The 16116-nt window shown below is 43.4% G+C and carries 20 protein-coding genes and 2 pseudogenes; 16 read left to right on the forward strand and 6 right to left on the reverse strand.

Annotation, left to right across the window (positions count from 1 at the left end):
- Window positions 1–2: 2 nt before the first annotated feature.
- The 7 genes from JMX03_RS14695 to JMX03_RS14725 all read left to right on the forward strand — a co-directional run bounded on the left by JMX03_RS14695 (window position 3) and on the right by JMX03_RS14725 (window position 4303).
- Window positions 3–1100, forward strand: coding sequence for a hypothetical protein (locus tag JMX03_RS14695; RefSeq protein WP_201598309.1), 1098 nt, complete (start codon window positions 3–5; stop codon window positions 1098–1100).
- A 77-nt stretch (window positions 1101–1177) separates the two neighbouring features.
- Window positions 1178–1675, forward strand: coding sequence for a DUF2165 family protein (locus JMX03_RS14700; RefSeq protein ID WP_201598311.1), 498 nt, complete (start codon window positions 1178–1180; stop codon window positions 1673–1675).
- A gap of 80 nt (window positions 1676–1755) precedes the next feature.
- Window positions 1756–2133, forward strand: coding sequence for a TIR domain-containing protein (locus JMX03_RS14705; protein WP_265090505.1), 378 nt, complete (start codon window positions 1756–1758; stop codon window positions 2131–2133).
- 8 nt (window positions 2134–2141) lie between these two features.
- A complete protein-coding gene (locus JMX03_RS14710) occupies window positions 2142–3137 on the forward strand; it encodes a caspase family protein (protein ID WP_201598316.1) in 996 nt (331 codons plus the stop codon).
- Between the two features lie 16 nt (window positions 3138–3153).
- A complete protein-coding gene (locus JMX03_RS14715; RefSeq protein WP_201598319.1) occupies window positions 3154–3429 on the forward strand; it encodes a hypothetical protein in 276 nt (91 codons plus the stop codon).
- Window positions 3430–3478: 49 nt separating this feature from the next.
- Window positions 3479–4081: a DUF6338 family protein gene (locus JMX03_RS14720; RefSeq protein WP_201598322.1), complete on the forward strand. Its 603-nt coding sequence runs from the start codon at window positions 3479–3481 to the stop codon at window positions 4079–4081.
- Between the two features lie 51 nt (window positions 4082–4132).
- Window positions 4133–4303 carry a hypothetical protein gene (locus tag JMX03_RS14725; protein ID WP_201598325.1) on the forward strand — a complete coding sequence of 57 codons (171 nt, stop codon included), beginning with the start codon at window positions 4133–4135 and terminating at the stop codon, window positions 4301–4303.
- A gap of 271 nt (window positions 4304–4574) precedes the next feature.
- Here the strand turns inward: JMX03_RS14725 and JMX03_RS14730 are convergent, their stop codons facing one another.
- Both JMX03_RS14730 and JMX03_RS14735 read right to left on the reverse strand, forming a co-directional pair.
- Window positions 4575–5150, reverse strand: coding sequence for a hypothetical protein (locus JMX03_RS14730; RefSeq protein WP_201598330.1), 576 nt, complete (start codon window positions 5148–5150; stop codon window positions 4575–4577).
- The gene (locus tag JMX03_RS14735; protein ID WP_201598332.1) at window positions 5096–5494 is read right to left on the reverse strand and encodes a hypothetical protein; all 399 of its coding nucleotides are present in this window, start codon (window positions 5492–5494) and stop codon (window positions 5096–5098) included. Before JMX03_RS14735 ends, JMX03_RS14730 begins: the two co-directional genes overlap by 55 nt.
- A 119-nt stretch (window positions 5495–5613) precedes the next feature.
- Here JMX03_RS14735 and JMX03_RS14740 point away from each other — a divergent pair.
- Window positions 5614–6360: pseudogene (locus JMX03_RS14740) on the forward strand (IS5 family transposase).
- On the opposite strand, the gene JMX03_RS14745 reads toward JMX03_RS14740, so the two are convergent.
- A complete protein-coding gene (locus tag JMX03_RS14745; RefSeq protein ID WP_201598333.1) occupies window positions 6353–6676 on the reverse strand; it encodes a hypothetical protein in 324 nt (107 codons plus the stop codon). The pseudogene JMX03_RS14740 and the gene JMX03_RS14745 sit on opposite strands and share 8 nt — an antisense overlap.
- 440 nt (window positions 6677–7116) lie before the next feature.
- Window positions 7117–10101: pseudogene (locus JMX03_RS14750) on the reverse strand (Tn3 family transposase).
- 73 nt (window positions 10102–10174) lie between these two features.
- On the opposite strand from JMX03_RS14750, the gene JMX03_RS14755 reads away from it, so the two are divergent.
- From JMX03_RS14755 to JMX03_RS15380, 8 genes are all read left to right on the forward strand, one after another.
- Window positions 10175–10756 (forward strand): hypothetical protein, encoded by a 582-nt coding sequence (locus JMX03_RS14755; protein ID WP_265090506.1) that lies wholly within the window; start codon window positions 10175–10177, stop codon window positions 10754–10756.
- Between the two features lie 150 nt (window positions 10757–10906).
- Entirely contained in the window at window positions 10907–11152 is a 246-nt protein-coding gene (locus tag JMX03_RS14760) for a hypothetical protein (RefSeq protein WP_227695941.1), read from the forward strand.
- A gap of 325 nt (window positions 11153–11477) precedes the next feature.
- Complete coding sequence (locus tag JMX03_RS14765) at window positions 11478–11753, forward strand: hypothetical protein (protein ID WP_201598335.1); 276 nt, start codon at window positions 11478–11480, stop codon at window positions 11751–11753.
- Entirely contained in the window at window positions 11750–12184 is a 435-nt protein-coding gene (locus JMX03_RS14770) for an antirestriction protein (RefSeq protein WP_201598338.1), read from the forward strand. Before JMX03_RS14765 ends, JMX03_RS14770 begins: the two co-directional genes overlap by 4 nt.
- A 40-nt stretch (window positions 12185–12224) precedes the next feature.
- On the forward strand, window positions 12225–12974 hold the full coding sequence (locus JMX03_RS14775) for a hypothetical protein (RefSeq protein WP_201598341.1): 750 nt from the start codon (window positions 12225–12227) through the stop codon (window positions 12972–12974).
- Between the two features lie 490 nt (window positions 12975–13464).
- Complete coding sequence (kleA, locus tag JMX03_RS14785; protein WP_201598344.1) at window positions 13465–13695, forward strand: stable inheritance protein KleA; 231 nt, start codon at window positions 13465–13467, stop codon at window positions 13693–13695.
- A 373-nt stretch (window positions 13696–14068) separates the two neighbouring features.
- The gene (locus JMX03_RS14790; protein WP_201598345.1) at window positions 14069–14884 is read left to right on the forward strand and encodes a hypothetical protein; all 816 of its coding nucleotides are present in this window, start codon (window positions 14069–14071) and stop codon (window positions 14882–14884) included.
- Window positions 14877–14993, forward strand: a complete 117-nt coding sequence (locus tag JMX03_RS15380) for a LuxR C-terminal-related transcriptional regulator (RefSeq protein WP_201598348.1) — start codon at window positions 14877–14879, stop codon at window positions 14991–14993. Before JMX03_RS14790 ends, JMX03_RS15380 begins: the two co-directional genes overlap by 8 nt.
- A 6-nt stretch (window positions 14994–14999) precedes the next feature.
- Here JMX03_RS15380 and JMX03_RS14800 read toward each other — a convergent pair whose 3' ends face one another.
- Together JMX03_RS14800 and JMX03_RS14805 are read right to left on the reverse strand one after the other, a co-directional pair.
- The gene (locus JMX03_RS14800; protein ID WP_044102779.1) at window positions 15000–15536 is read right to left on the reverse strand and encodes an AmiS/UreI family transporter; all 537 of its coding nucleotides are present in this window, start codon (window positions 15534–15536) and stop codon (window positions 15000–15002) included.
- 48 nt (window positions 15537–15584) lie between these two features.
- A partial coding sequence (locus tag JMX03_RS14805) for an amidase family protein (RefSeq protein WP_265090507.1) occupies window positions 15585–16116 on the reverse strand: 532 nt, incomplete at its 5' end.

Genomic DNA, 16116 nt, shown 5'->3' on the forward strand with positions numbered 1-16116 from the left:
TTATGGAAAATTTACCGAAAAGCATTCAAGTTATTTTTGATAAAAACCCAAAACTTAGTGAGTTGATAACCAATCCTCGTTTGATCTCAAATTCGCCCTTTATCTTTGCTCTTAGTCAAAAGCTGAATTATTCAGCAAAAGGCAACGAAGATGAATACTTCTACAGAATAGTTTTCAAGGAAGGCTCTTCCCGAGAGCTAATGACAATAAACAGCGGGGAACTAAGAGGGCTTCCTACAACAACGTGTATTGAAAAAGGAAAAATTAGCGACGTTGCTGGTTTGGAAAGAGTTGAGTTGGATAATGAATCAAATTTAATGCCAGTTTTGTTAGGTATAAGTTTGTACAGCTCAATCCAGAATAGTTTGTCATATATCTCTAACCTGTGTGTTGATATTAGAAACCATCAGATTCTTGAAGGGCAAGCTCGCTTTGAAAGAATATCAGAAACTATAGTAGATATTTTCAATAGCATACCTGACCTAGCTTTAGATAAATCGCTTCGAGATGCTTACTTGTCTCGAATAGTAAAAAACAACGATGATTGTTATGAGCTTTATGTCTCTCAAAGAGAACAACTTAGACATTCTCTTAAAGGGAATAACCCAGATTATAATTCTAAATATTATTATGAAAATGAACTTTATCTATTTAAAGACAAGCTATTAACTCATCCCGTTTTTTCAGTTTTTGAACGATTAGTAGCGGGTAGAATCTGTGAAATAATTCTCAGTGGTAACTACTCTAAAAGTAACATTCAAAGACATAAAGATTTTATATCCAAAGCTGAGAGCGATATTAACGATATCATGGCAAGTCGTATAAGTGATTTAGATAGACGTATCAGCTATTATAAACGAGATATTGAGATGGATAGGAACCTTACTAGAGATGGTATTGAGTACCATAATACTCAAATAGAAAAAATAGAATTAGGAATTTCTTCGATAAAAAAACAAATTTTTAATTTATTAGGAGTAAAGCTAAGTAGTTTTGATCTCTTATCCCAACTGATGAGTAAAGACGAAATAGATGTGTTTCTCATTGGTGGAAACTTGATTGTAAACGATATGCAATTAACATCTGACGAAATGTTGTAAATATTAATAAGCTAAATTCGATATGGATTATTTCAAAGTTGACCATAGCGTGGCTTTTCAAATTAAAGGGGTTTTTTATGATTTTACGTTTATCCAAAACTTTGATGGTTGCTGCCATTGGCTTTTTTGCCTTCTTAGTAGCTTTTGGCAATATTACAGATTACGGCAGTAATTTTGCTTTCGTACATCATGTATTTTTGATGGATACTATTTTTCCTGATGCAACAATTAAATATCGTGCGATAGAAGCCACTTGGATTCACCATTTAGGTTATATCATTATTATTCTTTTAGAAAGCTTAACAAGCTTATTATGTTTAGCAGGAGCTTGGAAATTATGGAACAACAGAAAACTCACAGCTCAAGCCTTTAATCGTAGTAAAAAGCTAGCCATTGCAGGTTTAACCTTAGGTTTTTTAACATGGCAGGTATCATTTATGTCGATTGGTGGTGAGTGGTTTGGTATGTGGATGTCCTCTGAATGGAACGGTGTGCCTGATGCATTTCGCTTCTTTATTACTATTCTAGGTGTACTCATTTATCTGGTACATAAAGATGAAGAGTTAGATGCTTAAATACCATACATACAGTTATATTAATGACTAAAGATATACTATCGAGTATCTAATATTAAAAATAAGTTGGGATTTAGAATATGGCTATTAACGATAAAAAAGTGATTTTTGTAGCATTCGCAATAGAAGATAGTTTGATGAGAGATCTTTTTAAGGGTCAAACTCTTAACAATCGAGTGCCTTATGAATTTATAGATATGTCAGTTAAAAAGGCTTACGATTCCGGTTGGAAAGACAAGGTGCGTACACGTATTAAAAGATCTGATGGTGTGATCATACTTGTAAGCGTAAATTCTGTGGATTCTACAGGTCAAAGATGGGAAATTGAATGTGCGAAAGAAGAAAAAAAACCGATACTAGGTGTTTGGGTTTATAACAAGGATAGAACTAATATAAGCGGAATTAAGATTATTCCTTGGGTGCAGCAAGATATAAGTAATTTTATCAATTCATTATAGGTTTTCATATGCGTAAAGCTTTAATTATAGGATTAGATAACTACACGGAAATACCTCCACTCAGAGGGTGTGTTAATGACGCATATGAGGTTAAATCAGTATTAGAGCATCATGGCGATGGAAAGATTAACTTTGCTACTCCTCGTCTTGTAGTGAGTCGTGAAGGATCTGCTGTAACTAGAAGTGAACTCAAAACCCTAATTACAGAGCTATTTTCAGGAGAAGCAGATATAGCTCTTCTGTATTTTGCGGGGCATGGGTTTAGTGGTGAAACTGGAGGATATTTATGTGCTGAAGATACCTTAGAAGGAGATGATGGGCTACCAATTGCTGAAGTAATGATACTTGCAAACAAATCGAAAGCTAAGAATAAAGTTATTATTCTTGATAGTTGTTTCAGTGGAGAAATTGCGAATAATCCGAATTTTTCTACTATGGCAGAGATCAAGGAGGGAACGACTATTCTAACAGCAGCCACTGCTGACCAATATGCCATAGAAAATGAAAAAGAAGGTAGCAGCTCTGGTCTTTTTACAAGCCTTTTAGTAGATGCACTAAGGGGTTCGGCAACTAATCTACTGGGTGAAATAACACCAGGTAGTGTATATGCTCATATCGACCAATCACTCGGTCCATGGTCTCCAAGACCTGTATTTAAGACGAACGTACAAACTTTTATTTCTCTTAGAAATGTAGCTCCACTAGTTGAGTTAGACGATCTAAGAAAATTGACTGTTTTTTTTAAAAGAATAGATTATCAACTTCCTCTTGATCCCTCTTTTGAGCCAGATAGAAACCAAGAGCAAATTGATGATCCTACAATAGCTGAACCCAATCCAGAAAATGTGTATATATTTGAGCTTCTTCAGAAGTTTGTTAAAGTTAATTTAGTAACCCCTGTTGGGGAAAAACACATGTTTTATGCAGCAATGAATAGTAAGTCTTGTGAGCTTACTGTTCTAGGACAGCACTATTATAAGCTTATTGAAAAATGCTTAATCTAATGGAGGCTTATACTATATGAATAAAAAATTAGACTTTAATATTCCAGATTCTTTAATGGAAAGCCTTGCGGCTATAGAGCATGAACGTTGGTCACACTGGCAAAAATACCTTCATGAACAGTGCAAGAGAAATGAAGATGGGTCATTAACAATACCTGCTGACTTAGTGAGTCGCTGGACAATACAAGCCAACACAGAATATTTCAAATTAAGTGAAAAAGAAAAGAATAGTGACCGTGAACAGGTTTTACTATATATGCCCGTCCTAAAAGATTTTCTAAATAATGTGTGAGTATTTTATAAAATTATTATTATAATCAATTGTTTAGGAAGAAAGCCGGATGGATTTTTTTGATGAGAGCAAACTGCTACTCTTTGTAGTTTTTATGATGCCCGGCTTCATATGTATGAAAGTATATAGTTTGCTTTACCCGATGCAAATAAGAGACTTTAATCAAAACATATTAGATAGTATTACTTATAGCTGTGTCATATATGGTTTTAATTCAGTTTTCATATTATTAGTAGAGTATTTAAAACAAAGTTATAGCTTCCCTATTCTCTACAGTATCTTCTATTTTTATATTATATTCATCTCACCAGTAGCTTTAGCTTATATATGGGTTCGGTTTAGAGAAAGTGAATGGTTGAGAGAATTGAATATCGCACACCCTGACAATTCGCCATGGGATTTTGTGTTTAAAACAAGAACTGCATGTTGGGTGATAATAACACTGAATGATAGTACGAAAATTTATGGTAAATACGGATCTGGCTCATTTGTTTCAAGCTACCCTCATGAACCTCAAATATACTTAAACGAGTGTTGGCATCCAAATGAAGAAGGCGGTTTCAAAGAAAAACATAAAGCATCGGCAGGCATAATTATATTGTCAAATGACATAAGATCAGTGGAATTATCTGAAGATGAAGACCATTTGTAATGAACTCATAGATCAAACCACCCGATAAAAATTAATATTAAGGATAATAGTATGACTGATAATAATACAGCAGGTAGAGGTAACAACAGAGGTTTTCAGCCAAAACCTCATAAGCCTAACCCTTCTAATTCACCTAACCCTAACCCTGATTCTGGGCGTGAAGGTGGCTATCGTCCCCCACCAATTACAGACAATATCAGCAAGCCACCTAAAGTAATATAATCTTTTACAGTCCTTTTTTTCATACTAAGCCTGCTCAAAATCTAAATTTATCAAAATAAGGTATACCGCATCTTGTAAAAATAGGTTATTAACTCTCAAAGCGTAAGGTATATGGATATTTCAATACTATGAATAATACGGTTTTGAGTTTTTGCGCCTTACATTTTTTGGTAGAGCATGGGGCGTAGGATACCTAGAATCCTTTTTCGTCCCTACGCAAGGGGCGGCAACCATCACATTAAAAAATAGATTGATAGAGTGTTTGTAGTTTTCAGAAACTTTGGTAAAGGCTTGCAACTCTAGCTAACGATGCTTCCATGACTTTCCATTTCCCGTTTGGGTCAGACCGTACTAAGGTGTTACCGTCTGAATCTAAGTAATTCGTTATGGTTAAGACCTTTTCGCTTATAGTTCTATTTTCTTTTTGAAAGCTGACTTCTACTTCTACTTTCGTAACAACTGGTGCTGTATCTTCAACGCTAAGCACTTTAAACGAGATAGGCGCATTTCCACCATAATCATTTTTTGCTTGTACGGCTTTCTTAGGGTAGACAAACATATTACAGATAAGCTGAAAACTCTGTTTTTGCCAATATTCTAAGAGTTGAGCTACAGCATGTTCAGGTGTGTTTTCTGGCAGACTATCACTCCCACCACAAGAAGGCAGATAATCAATATCTACCATGTTTCTTGGACGCCAAGCTGCTATAGCGTCGTTGAGCTTTTTCATTTCTACCCTATGAGCAAGGTGCTGCTTTAAACCATATTCTTCTTTTACTTCAGGCTCATTTTTCAATTTTTCATAACTTTCTGCCCAGTTTCTTGCAGCAAAAATGCAGCCCAGCATTTTGCTGCGACTATCTTATTGTCGAAAGCAAGCTCTTTTCCATGTAATATACCGTGTCTATATGGAATATTGCATGGACTCTCATTTGTTTTTTTCGCACTCTTTGTCATTATCTTAGCTAAAACTGTTAATCCCGTTTCATGTGCAGCTATAGAGTCCCGAACTACCAAATCAGACCCCTGTGCAAAGAAACCAACATGCCCAGATGTGTCGTCCACCACACCATCTAACAAGCTAAGCAGCAATGGCACACAAGCATGATATCTACCTTCCAAATAATCTATTTCAGCTAATCTTAGAAGTCGTAACCTTTTTTTGAAATGCTTGTGACCTGAAAAACTCATTAACCCTATTCGTATCGTATCCTTATCATAGGTATCAGCTAGGGCGTGTCATCAATTAGCATAGATATTTCAGAATAAGCTATACTTAGATCGTATTTAGGAATTTGAGCTCAATGACTATGACAAGACGACATGCCCTACGTGATGACCAATGGGAGAGAATTAAAGACATTCTACCTGGTAAACCAAGTGACGTTGGTGTTACTGCAAAGGATAACCGCTTGTTCGTAGAAGCGGTTCTGTACCGTTACAAGACCGCATACCTTGGCGTGACCTACCTGAACGCTTTGGCGACTTCAGAGTGATTCATACTCGTTTTAGTCGCTGGTCAAAAAAAGGCGTATGGGAGCAGGTTTTTAATCAACTCTCTGAACAATCCGATGACGAATATGCCATGCTAGATGCCACGATTGTTAAAGCCCACCAGCACAGTGCTGGAAAAAAGGGATCAAGCCATTGGACGCAGCAAAGGTGGACTGACGACTAAAATACATACTCGAACAGATGCGCTAGGCAATCCTACTGGCTTTTATCTAACAGGTGGGGCAGCTCATGACCTGTGTGGCTCAGATGAATTGCTTGATGTCAGTATTAGCCAAACGTGGCTTGCCGATAAAGCTTACGATGCTGATGCCCGCGTTATTGAACCGATTAAAGCAGTGCAAGGTAATGCAGTTATACCATCTAAGTGTCATCGGCTGCAGCCAAGAGACTTCGATAAAGAGCTTTATAAAGCGAGGCACCTAATAGAAAACTTCTTTGCCAAGATTAAGCAGTATCGTGCGATTGCCACTCGCTATGATAAGTTAGCCAGTCATTTCCTTAGTGCCATTCACTTAGTTTCTTGTGTCGTTTGGCTTAATTGATGACACGCCCTAGATAATTTTCAGCAACTTCTTTGCCCTTTGCAGCATATAAATCAACTGCTGTCGCCATAACATCTAGGCTTATGCTTTCATAAGCTACCCATCCTAATTTTGAGAATATTTCGTTAAAATTATCAGGTGTTTCTTTTACTTTAGAAAATTGAGGCTCACTTTCAAGAAATTCTGATAAGGCGTTATGAATGCGAGGCATGATATGTTTAATCAAAGGTATTTTAGATATATTTTTTGCTATCTTAAATGCATTGTCTAATTCATTTAATGATGCGTTATCTGATATTTTTGATTTATCATTCATAAAAATCTCTCAATATTTAAATAGATTGTAGGCTTCTTAGCTCTTAAAAATTGATATTTTCACATGATATATACAAAAAATTATGTTCAGATTAGTATAAGAATACGGTTCCCTAGTGAGGACTTGAATATCAATCTGTAGGCTAATAGTATCAACGTTTTAACTCGCTGAAATAGTCACAGTGTACTTCATGGTGTACTTACCATACATATTCTATTCGTGATCGGTGCCCTATACAGGCATTGAGCTGTATGATTAAAATCTCCCAAGTTTAACTGTACGGATTTGACAGCAGGGGTCAGACTGCGCAGTGAGCGCTTTTCAGGGCAGCACTTCAGATATTTAGCACGTTGGGGTTCTAGGGATTTTCCCCTCTAAAGTAACATAAATCGCCATAACCCAAGCAGTTAGTGGCTTGTGGAGCTGGGTTACCTTTCATTTTAGACTTCATTTTGAACAATAGGCCTAGTTATTTCCTGTAAATCAGGTAGTTTGCGGTTACTAGCGAACTGATAAGTGCCGCTTAGATTAATATTCTGCCATGCAACGGGTGATACTTGTCGAGTTATTGCAGCTTTTTCCTCGTCACCAACGTCTTCAAAGTGCAGTAGTAGATGACTTAGGATCATCGAGTTAAAGTAAATAATTGCATTTGCCGTCAAACGGGCACACTCGTTCCAAACGACTATTTCTGATTCGTTTTTTCCGCGGAACTGGTCACGATTGACCGATGCAATGGCTCGCCTGAGGAAATGCCAGGCTTCGCCTCGGTTCAGTGCTCGTTGAACATATTGGCGCAGACTTGCATCATCAATATAATCAAGTAAATATTGGGCTTTGATGAGCCTATTATATTCCGTTAATGCTTGTAATATAGGGTGTCCAGATGGATAACCAGATAATTTGCGTACTAGCAATGCCTGTGTTGTGCGTTTTTCTTGAAGGGATAACACAATACGCTGAATATCCTGCCAGCCTTCCTCAATCACATTCATTTTTATCGGCTTTTTCAGCGCCAGATGCGTATTTCCGTCGTCGCTTTCAGTTACGTTAAATAGGTCATTGATCACACTGGTGAACTGAGCATACCGAGGCGCAAAACTATAGCCGCATAAATCCAATAAGGCATAATTAACATGATTAACACCATGGGTGTCGGTTGAGAGTACGTCAGGCTTAAGATCACTAGTATTAGATTGTAGTAAGTCGTAAATATAATGGGACTCATGCTCATTAGATCCTATTATACGGGCATTTAACGCACTATGATTGGCAACTAACGTCATGGCCGTAATACCTTTGTTGGTGCCGAAGTATTTCGAGGAGTAGCGAGTTTTAAAAGTCTCAAGGTGAGTTTCAAATTTTTGCCCATCGGTACTGGCGTGTAGGACGTCTTCTTGGATGTGATAGTGACGGAAGATAGGGAGTGCCGCTACTGCGTTATTGATGATATCACTTGCCTCTTGCAAGGTTTCAGGCCTAATATAATTAGCTTGTATAGTGCTTAGATGATCATAACTGCGATCAGATATTTGTGCCATCCCATATACGCCACGATGTGTCGCATTCGCAATGAGAATAGCCAATAAATCATCCTGATTGGCGCCTACTTGTTTTTGGATTGGCAGCACGTGTGCGAAGCATTGCATAAAGTTGGTTTCTTGTTCAACATAACGCAACACATCAGCAATACTGACGGGGATCATCTGTTTAAAGAAGGGGTTGTTGACAAATGATCGGGAGCCTTTAACTGGCAGTCGCCATCGTGCGCCACTTCGGCTCTTCATGATCACATTGCGGTTATCACCATTATCAATGTGACGAGCAACATCTTCTAGGGATGTTGCTAAGCGTATTTGTTTTACTTGCAGTAGCTTCTGAATCGGCTGCTTTAGCTTTTCCAACGTTGACGATGCCAATAGATCAGACTGTATTGACGATGCAATTAAGTCGTCTTCTAGCGCACGATATTTAGTGACGTTTGATAAGTAAATTCGACCATTAAGCCGAGAAGCCAGTTGACGGTAAAGCAACCATTCGTATCGCTGTGGATGAACAACATCGTTGTTGAGTAACCATGGACGATGTTTTTGTTGGATAAGTGTACTATCCATTGTTTGCAATGTATTACCTGCTAATAGTTCTGTTTTTGTGGTTCTGAGCTGTGTCACCAATACTTCTGAGCCTTTACCTGCTTGGCATTCAAGACATAGAAACACGGGCCTTAATAACTGTTCAAGTAAGGTGTTTTGATCATCATAATATTGCCATTGATATTCTTCTACTGTGCGTTTTTGCTTTTTTAAGTACAGGCATAGCGTTTCTATATCTTGGTTATTCATTACACTTAATGCTTGTTGCCTAACCGTTGCAAATGGTTGATTATCGTCGATACTGTCATCAACAAACAGATGGAGTAATTCTGCAGCTTTGGTGACATTGTCCGCAGCTGACCTCCATGAATCAAACACTGCCTGTTGGGCAAACGCATGCGCAGCTTCTTATTGTTTCCGGATATGATGAATAAAACCATCAGTCAGTCGCTCTAAGCTTTGCCGTATGCGTTGAGTCAGAAAACACAGCAACCATAGGTGTTGCTGTGGACGCTTAAAGCGTTTTAGTTTACTACCATAATAATCCACCATTTCACCGAAGTGTTGTTGGTTTTTAGACGATAAGGCTAAGTCCTTAACAGCATCATCAATCTGTCTTGTATAAGGCTGTAACTGATGATAAACAATCAGTTCTTTTTTTAGCTCTGTCACCATAACGCTTTTTGCACCTGCTCGAAGCTGGCTTAAGGAGAGCCCATCTTTGTCATCGATAATAGTATTTAGAAATCCGTGTAGTTCAGATGAAACATGAATACGAAGCTTATTATTTAACGTCTTCTTGACCTGTTGGATAACACGACTGATAAGCTTTTGTACGACAGTATATTTAGGGATGGCAATTCTATGCGTTGCTAGATATTCAGCGGCTGCATCAAATAGATAACGAGGCTCAAGCCAAGCTTTGCCGACCATTACAAGATGATCGTACAACGGCGCAAAGTGCAGACTTTCTTCCCATTTCTGATAGTTTAGTAGCCTCAGTATTCTTTGATAAATACGGTCACGCTGCATCTTATTTATGCTGAAAGGCCTGAGCCCTTTGCCTCCTTGAACTTGCGTTGAAATAAACTGCATATCGTTAAAGATGAGGTTAAAGCTAGGTGAAAGAATGACAGGCTTAGACTTAAAATACCCTAATAACGCAATGAAATAGCATCGATGGCTCCTTAGGCGAATGCTTTTCGACTCTGTTAACTCGATCTCGTTTTGCGTAAAATACAATCGTTGCTGTTCAGGGGTTAATAGTGGCGGAGAATATAGATCAAGCTGCTCAGCTTTGGTAAGAATTGAGAGTTCGTTTTTTATAGCCATAGGAATTACGTTAAGTTTAAGGGGTAGTTAACCTCATAATTTGCCATACTTTGGAGAAGTAACCCACCTTTGTATGCCTTTAGATATCGTGAGTATGGCGATTTATGTTACTTTAGAGGGGAAAATCCCTAGAACCCCTAGTTGGAATCAAAACAGCAAAGAGCTGATGACGTTGTACGCCAAGGCAAAAAGCTATGAGGCCGGCGAGAAGGTCAGCTTTGGCGGCCGTGAGTTCGCCCCGCTCTATACCCCGCGCAATGACACGCTCATCAGCTTGTTTCAGATCACCGACGACGAGCAGGCCGAGCTGCGCACCATCATCAGCAAGGGCATGGCTGCTATGCGCCTCAAGGAGCGCGAGACGGCCCGCAGGCGTGCCGCTGGGGCAGTGGATAGGGAAACATACCTGGAACCCGCTAACGTGAAGCAGGCGCAGGCCCAGGGCCTCAGAGAACAAGGTTTAAGTATTCGAGCCATTGCAGCCCAAATGGGCGTGTCGGCTGGTGCCGTATCTGGCTACCTCAAGGCTGCGAAGAGCGTTCAAAGTCCGTGCGTATTACAGCCAGCGGCAAGCACACTCAGCGAGTGTTCAAAGTCCGTGCGTATTACTAATGGCGAAGCCCACGCCCGCGCCGTAGGCGCTGTTTTTGAGTAGCCAGGCATTGTGAAAATGCGAGTAGCCGCAAGGGTTGTGGGTAAGTCGCTTGAGACTTATCCATCATCCCGCGCAGTGCCGGAACGGCACGGAGTAATGGAGTTGCCAAATGTCTAGAGTTAGAAAAACATTCCCGCCTGAATTCCAGTAGTGGCCACGCTCGATGCTCTGGCTTTGTATTGGAAAGGTGATCCCGATTTTGTGCCGGTGAAAGATAAAACTACTGTCAGGCTGAACGTGGCCCTGGGTGGCGCTGGGGTGGAATTGCTGGCGACCGGCCCGAAGTGGTACGACACCAGAGCAGGAAAGGGCGGCGGCGGGGCGGTTGATTTGACGATGCACCTGCTGCGCTTGGATTTCGTGGCGGCGGTAAAACATTTGCAGGCGAGCATGTAGTTTTAGCCGCTAAATTATCAGTTTTGACGAAAGCCGGCCGATAGCGCGCTGGCTTTTTTTTGGCTGGAAAAAAGGCCGCCCAGAATCGCTCAGGTGCCGCGTTCGCGGTGCTGGTAATGCGTTGGTGTTCCCTGGGGGTTAAGGCCGCACTATGGGGCTTGTAGGCCCATTGCCGGAGTGGCTCGAAAACTTAAAAGGTTGAACGCCAAAGGAAAAGCAATAAATCCCAATGTTTAGCTAAACATTCTTGACAGGTAGGGCATATTGCCCTAGTATATCAATTGAAGGCCGGGCATCTTGCAAGGTCAGAAGTTGGAGAGTTTCCATGTCTAGAGTTATCAAAGTTGCAGCCTATCGCGCAGAAGCTGATCACCTTTTCCGTGTGGCTAATGTTGATTACCACGCTTGCGTGGGTGTGGATGAAATCGAGAACTGGCAGCGGATCGCTGGCCGTGTTCTGGCTGGGGTTGAGGGGGCCGAGTGCAACCGGGCTTCGGCTTATGACGTGGAGCAATTCACTCAGGCAGTTGCAGCAGTCAAGAGTCGTCTGGTTGATTCGGTGCAGCGGATCGCGGCTATCAATGCGGAGGTGGCAGCATGAACAGCCAAGAACAGGAGTTGATCCCCGTTACTGCCGTTCAGGTCGATGATGAAAACCGTATGGCGTTTTTGCCCACCTACTTCGGCCCGCGCTTGATGATGCATGGCGAAGGTCTTGTTTATCGCTGGATGCGCAGGCTGTCTGGTGGCTATAACGGTGGATTCTGGAATTTTTACGAGCTGACCAATGGAGGGTTTTACATGGCCCCGGAAGTTGGTTTGTTGCAGGTGGAGGTGGCCGGCAATTATTTCAGTGGGGAAATGTCCGCTGATGCGGCCGGGATCGTTGCCACGTTGTTTGCGCTGGGCCAGCTCGCAGAGGAAACACAAGGCATGGACGAATGCGATACGTTGATTGACTGTTATCACTGGTTGCGTGAGTACGCTGGAACGCACGCCGAAGCTGCGCGGATTTACCGCGCCATCGACTGATAAGGGCTGGCCCCAGTTAAAGCTGGGGCCACGTCATACCATGAAAAAAACCATATCAGTGCAGCGCGACGAGCGTGACGAGTTGATGGCAAGGCTGGCCGACTCAATGCCGGGCTACCGGGCCGGCCTGCTGGCCGTGGCCAGGGCTGCGGTTGACGAGCTGAACGCCGGTGTGATGGCCTGCGATGATGCGGCGGTCGAGCTGGCAACAGGTCGTTATCAGGCTGCCACCTGGAAGCTCAACGGTGGGACGTTCTTTGGCTGTCAGGCCGACCAGGATGCCGCCGGGTGCGTCATTGACCGGCTTTGCAGCGCCGCGCCTGGTGATGTGCCCTGTTGGGGTCAGGCTGGCCAGTTCCTGATTGAAGTCGAGGGCTTGCGCGCACTGGTCGATTTCGGTGGTGGCATTGGGGTGATGGGGTGCCATTTCGCCTTTAATGCCGTTGACCTGGACAGTCCATTTATTTCGGAAACGGGCTATCGCTCGAACTTCGACCGGCTGCGCGGCGGTATGACTGTCGATGACGTGGCGGCCACGATCTTCGCGGCAATCCTCAAAGAGAAGCAGCCCAAGATGATCGAGCCGGAAAGCCGCGACCGATTGGCCAGCTATGTCCTGCCGGACTGGACGGCCGGCCTGGTGCCGCCACCGCGCCGGGAGCCGGCGACCGTGGATGTGCCCAAGGGCTTTGCCCAGGTCGATGTTGTCTTGCCAGCGCATAGAGCTTTTATTGTTCGTAAGTGGGCGGCTGATGCCCAGGCAAAGATCAAAGCGGCCCGAGGCTGCTAAGTTGTACGCCAAGCGAAAAGTGGATTTTGATATTTCTTCGCCAGGCGGTGGATTGTGAGTTTATTGGGAGAAGTTGAGTTATGAAAGAGGCAGATATTAGATTGGAATGTTTGCGACCGGCTCAAGATGGCTGGCAACGGCCTACCTGCGACGAGGTTCAAGAGGCGCTTCGATTCGGGGGGCTTACTAAAGAGCGGGCGGCGAATTTGTTAGGGCTTGGAGAAGGTGGAGGCCGCACGATCCGGCGATGGACTAGCGGTGAATCGGAAATTGCATACGCAAATTGGGCGCTGCTGTGCTATTTCGCGGGGCTGGGGGTCATTTGGGAAAGTGTTGAGCGCCAAGGGAAAATTTAGCGGCTAAACTCAAGTTAAACAAAATCGATATATCGAAAAAAGTTTAGCTAAAGCTATTGACAGATAGGGCCTATTGCCCTAGTATATCAATTGAAGGCCGGGCATCTTGCAAGGTCAGAAGTTGGAGAGTTTAGATGGACAAGATCATGCCGTGGATTGATGAGTTGCCCGAGGCGGCAAAGACTGATTTTCCAGCGCGTCGCGATGCCGTTGCGGAGCTGATGGATGAGGCTGCGGAGCTGGTGCGCAGAGCCGAAGAGTTGCGGGCGAAGGCATATTTCACTGGCTGCACGCTTGAAGGCGATGCCAAGCGGGTTTGGTCGGTTGATGAGGTGGAGCAAGCCAAGGCGCGGGTGCGCTGGTAATGGTCACGGCCCGGCTTCGGTCGGGCCACTTCATCGAACGCCAAGCAGGAGGTTCTGCAAGTGAAGAAAGGTAGGGTCGAGGTTCAGATTATAGGAATTATGTCGGGCGCGGTGGTCGGGCTAGGGCTGGCATCAAGGCATTAAAGGAACGCCCGGATAAGTCCGGGCGCTTGGCCTGGTGCTGGCACACCGTAGCCATGCTTTCCGAGTGTGGAAGCAATAGCATTGAACCCGCGAAACGGGTGGAGGGTCAAGCAATGTCGAAGGTTATTTTCAAGGTTTCATAACGGGCGGGTTGATGTAAATGGCAAGACGCCAAGGAAGTAACGTGTATAAGATGTAGCAATAATTACTCCACAAGAGAGCTTCAGCCATGAATACGCCAGCCGTACGAAAAGGCTTTCAGACGATAAGGGCCTCCATGATCGATCTATTGGGGTCTTGTTTTGAGGATGCGTCAATTGCCATTTCCATGTTCAATCCAATATCCCGTGAACACGAATCCGTCGGCGCCAGTGGATATGATCAAAGCATGCTGGACTTCCTTAATGGTACGTTTATTAATTACGATGAAGATATGGTTTTTTTGAGGTCCAGCAATTTGACCTGTCTCGAATGGAACTCAACCGCTAGGCCCTACCGCGATACACTGTTCGCCAAAGAATATTTTATTCCCAAAGGCTACCATGGCGGTATTACCCAGCTCCTTTTTTCCGAGGAACGCCAATACACAGGCGCCTTGCATATAAATATCAAAACAACCGATTCAGTCAGCCGTGAGGCGCAGCGCTTGATCTCGAACTCGGCTCCCATTCTGGCCAGCGTGACTGATTGGTGGCATGAAATTGTCTCGTTGGAGTGCGAAGCCACTCCGGAGAGCTTCCTTTTTGTCGTCATAAATAAAAAAGTATTTTGTAATCGTGAAGATCCAGTGCGGGTACTTGGAGTAAGAACAGTAGAGAAAATATTGAGAGCTGATAGCGAAAGCCGCATCCCGCATCAGTTCTATATTGAGGATTGCCATGGCAAGCGTTGGTCAATGAAAGCGATGAGGAAAAATGGTGAGCTTTTGTTGTTTGCTCATCCTGGTGTCCTGCCATTCTCGATAACGCCTAGGGAACTCGATATCGCCAGTTGGTTGGTCGGGGGTTGCAAACTAAGGAAATTGCCCGGCCTTACAAATTTCTGAGCGCACCGTTGCGCATCATGTCGAAAGTCTGTTGCTCAAGCTGGGCCTGCACAACAGAGTCTCGGCCGCAATTTTTTGTTATCGAAACGGCATTCTTACTCTGCGATGAGCAAAATTAGATTACTTTCGTATGCAGCAGGATTGCTGGCAAAATGGCTGTCATTATCGATTGAGCAACCGTCATGGCGCCCGTAAATTTAGCGATATTGCATCTGAGTACAAACAGCAGGAAAAACAGGAACCACAAGCCCGCCCACGCAAACCAGTTCAAGGCCATCCATGTTTCAAACAGGCTTTGGGAATTCCTCAGCCCTATAACTCCTGCCGGAATGGCAAAGAATGGAACTACCAGCGAAAACCAACCAACTGCAGTCCCATTTACACCGGTAAATTGATTGATGCCAATCCATACGCAGGTTAGGGAGACCAAACCTATATACGCCCCGCCGGAGTAGTCGTATTGGGGCACGCCATGGCCTTGAGCCATAAGTAAAGCCACTATGGTGCTTCCTATGAACCCCGTAAAAAGATTGACGATAGCAATATCCTTTCCTTCCAGTAAGTTGCTTGGGTTCCCCACCGTATCCAGCCATATCCGCATTCCATTAATAAATAATGATATTCCAGCAAAGGTTAAGAAGACGCTAATCATGACTGATCCTTTATTTTATTTTTATTTAAGGAGTTAGAGGGTTCTTCGCTATTGCAGTGCACGTCTGGCTGGGATGTCGTAATATTGCAGCCACGGGCGGGCTTCCTCGAAAGCCGCACTTGCGGCAATTACATCTAGGTCAGCCTGCCGATCGCCAATGATTAACATGCCCACCGGTAGTCCATCGATCAAACCCGCCGGAACGCTGGCACTTGGATGTCCGGAAAAGTTGGTCAGGTACGTCATGCACCAGCCGATCAACGGGTTGACCTTTTCACCGTTGATAGCGCTTGGCCCTTCCGTACTGCCATCAGTGGCATTACGCACGGGCATGCAGGCCAACGTGGGCGCCAAAAGCAAATCAAAGCGATCGAAAACTCTGTTCATGCAATCAAAAACCGAAGTCCTCAATATCTGATCTGCACTAATCTGTTGCACGTTTATATCCGCCACCGCATCAATCCATTTCATCAGCGCGTCGGGAATATCTGCGCGATGTTCGCTACAGATCAATTCCGTCTTCATGCAATGCATGCATAGAGGCCGCAGTAGGAATAGCCAGCATACGGCACCAAGCATC

Origin of the sequence: Psychrobacter fulvigenes (genome assembly GCF_904846155.1) — a bacterium.
In the GTDB taxonomy this organism is placed as follows: Bacteria; Pseudomonadota; Gammaproteobacteria; order Pseudomonadales; family Moraxellaceae; genus Psychrobacter; species Psychrobacter fulvigenes.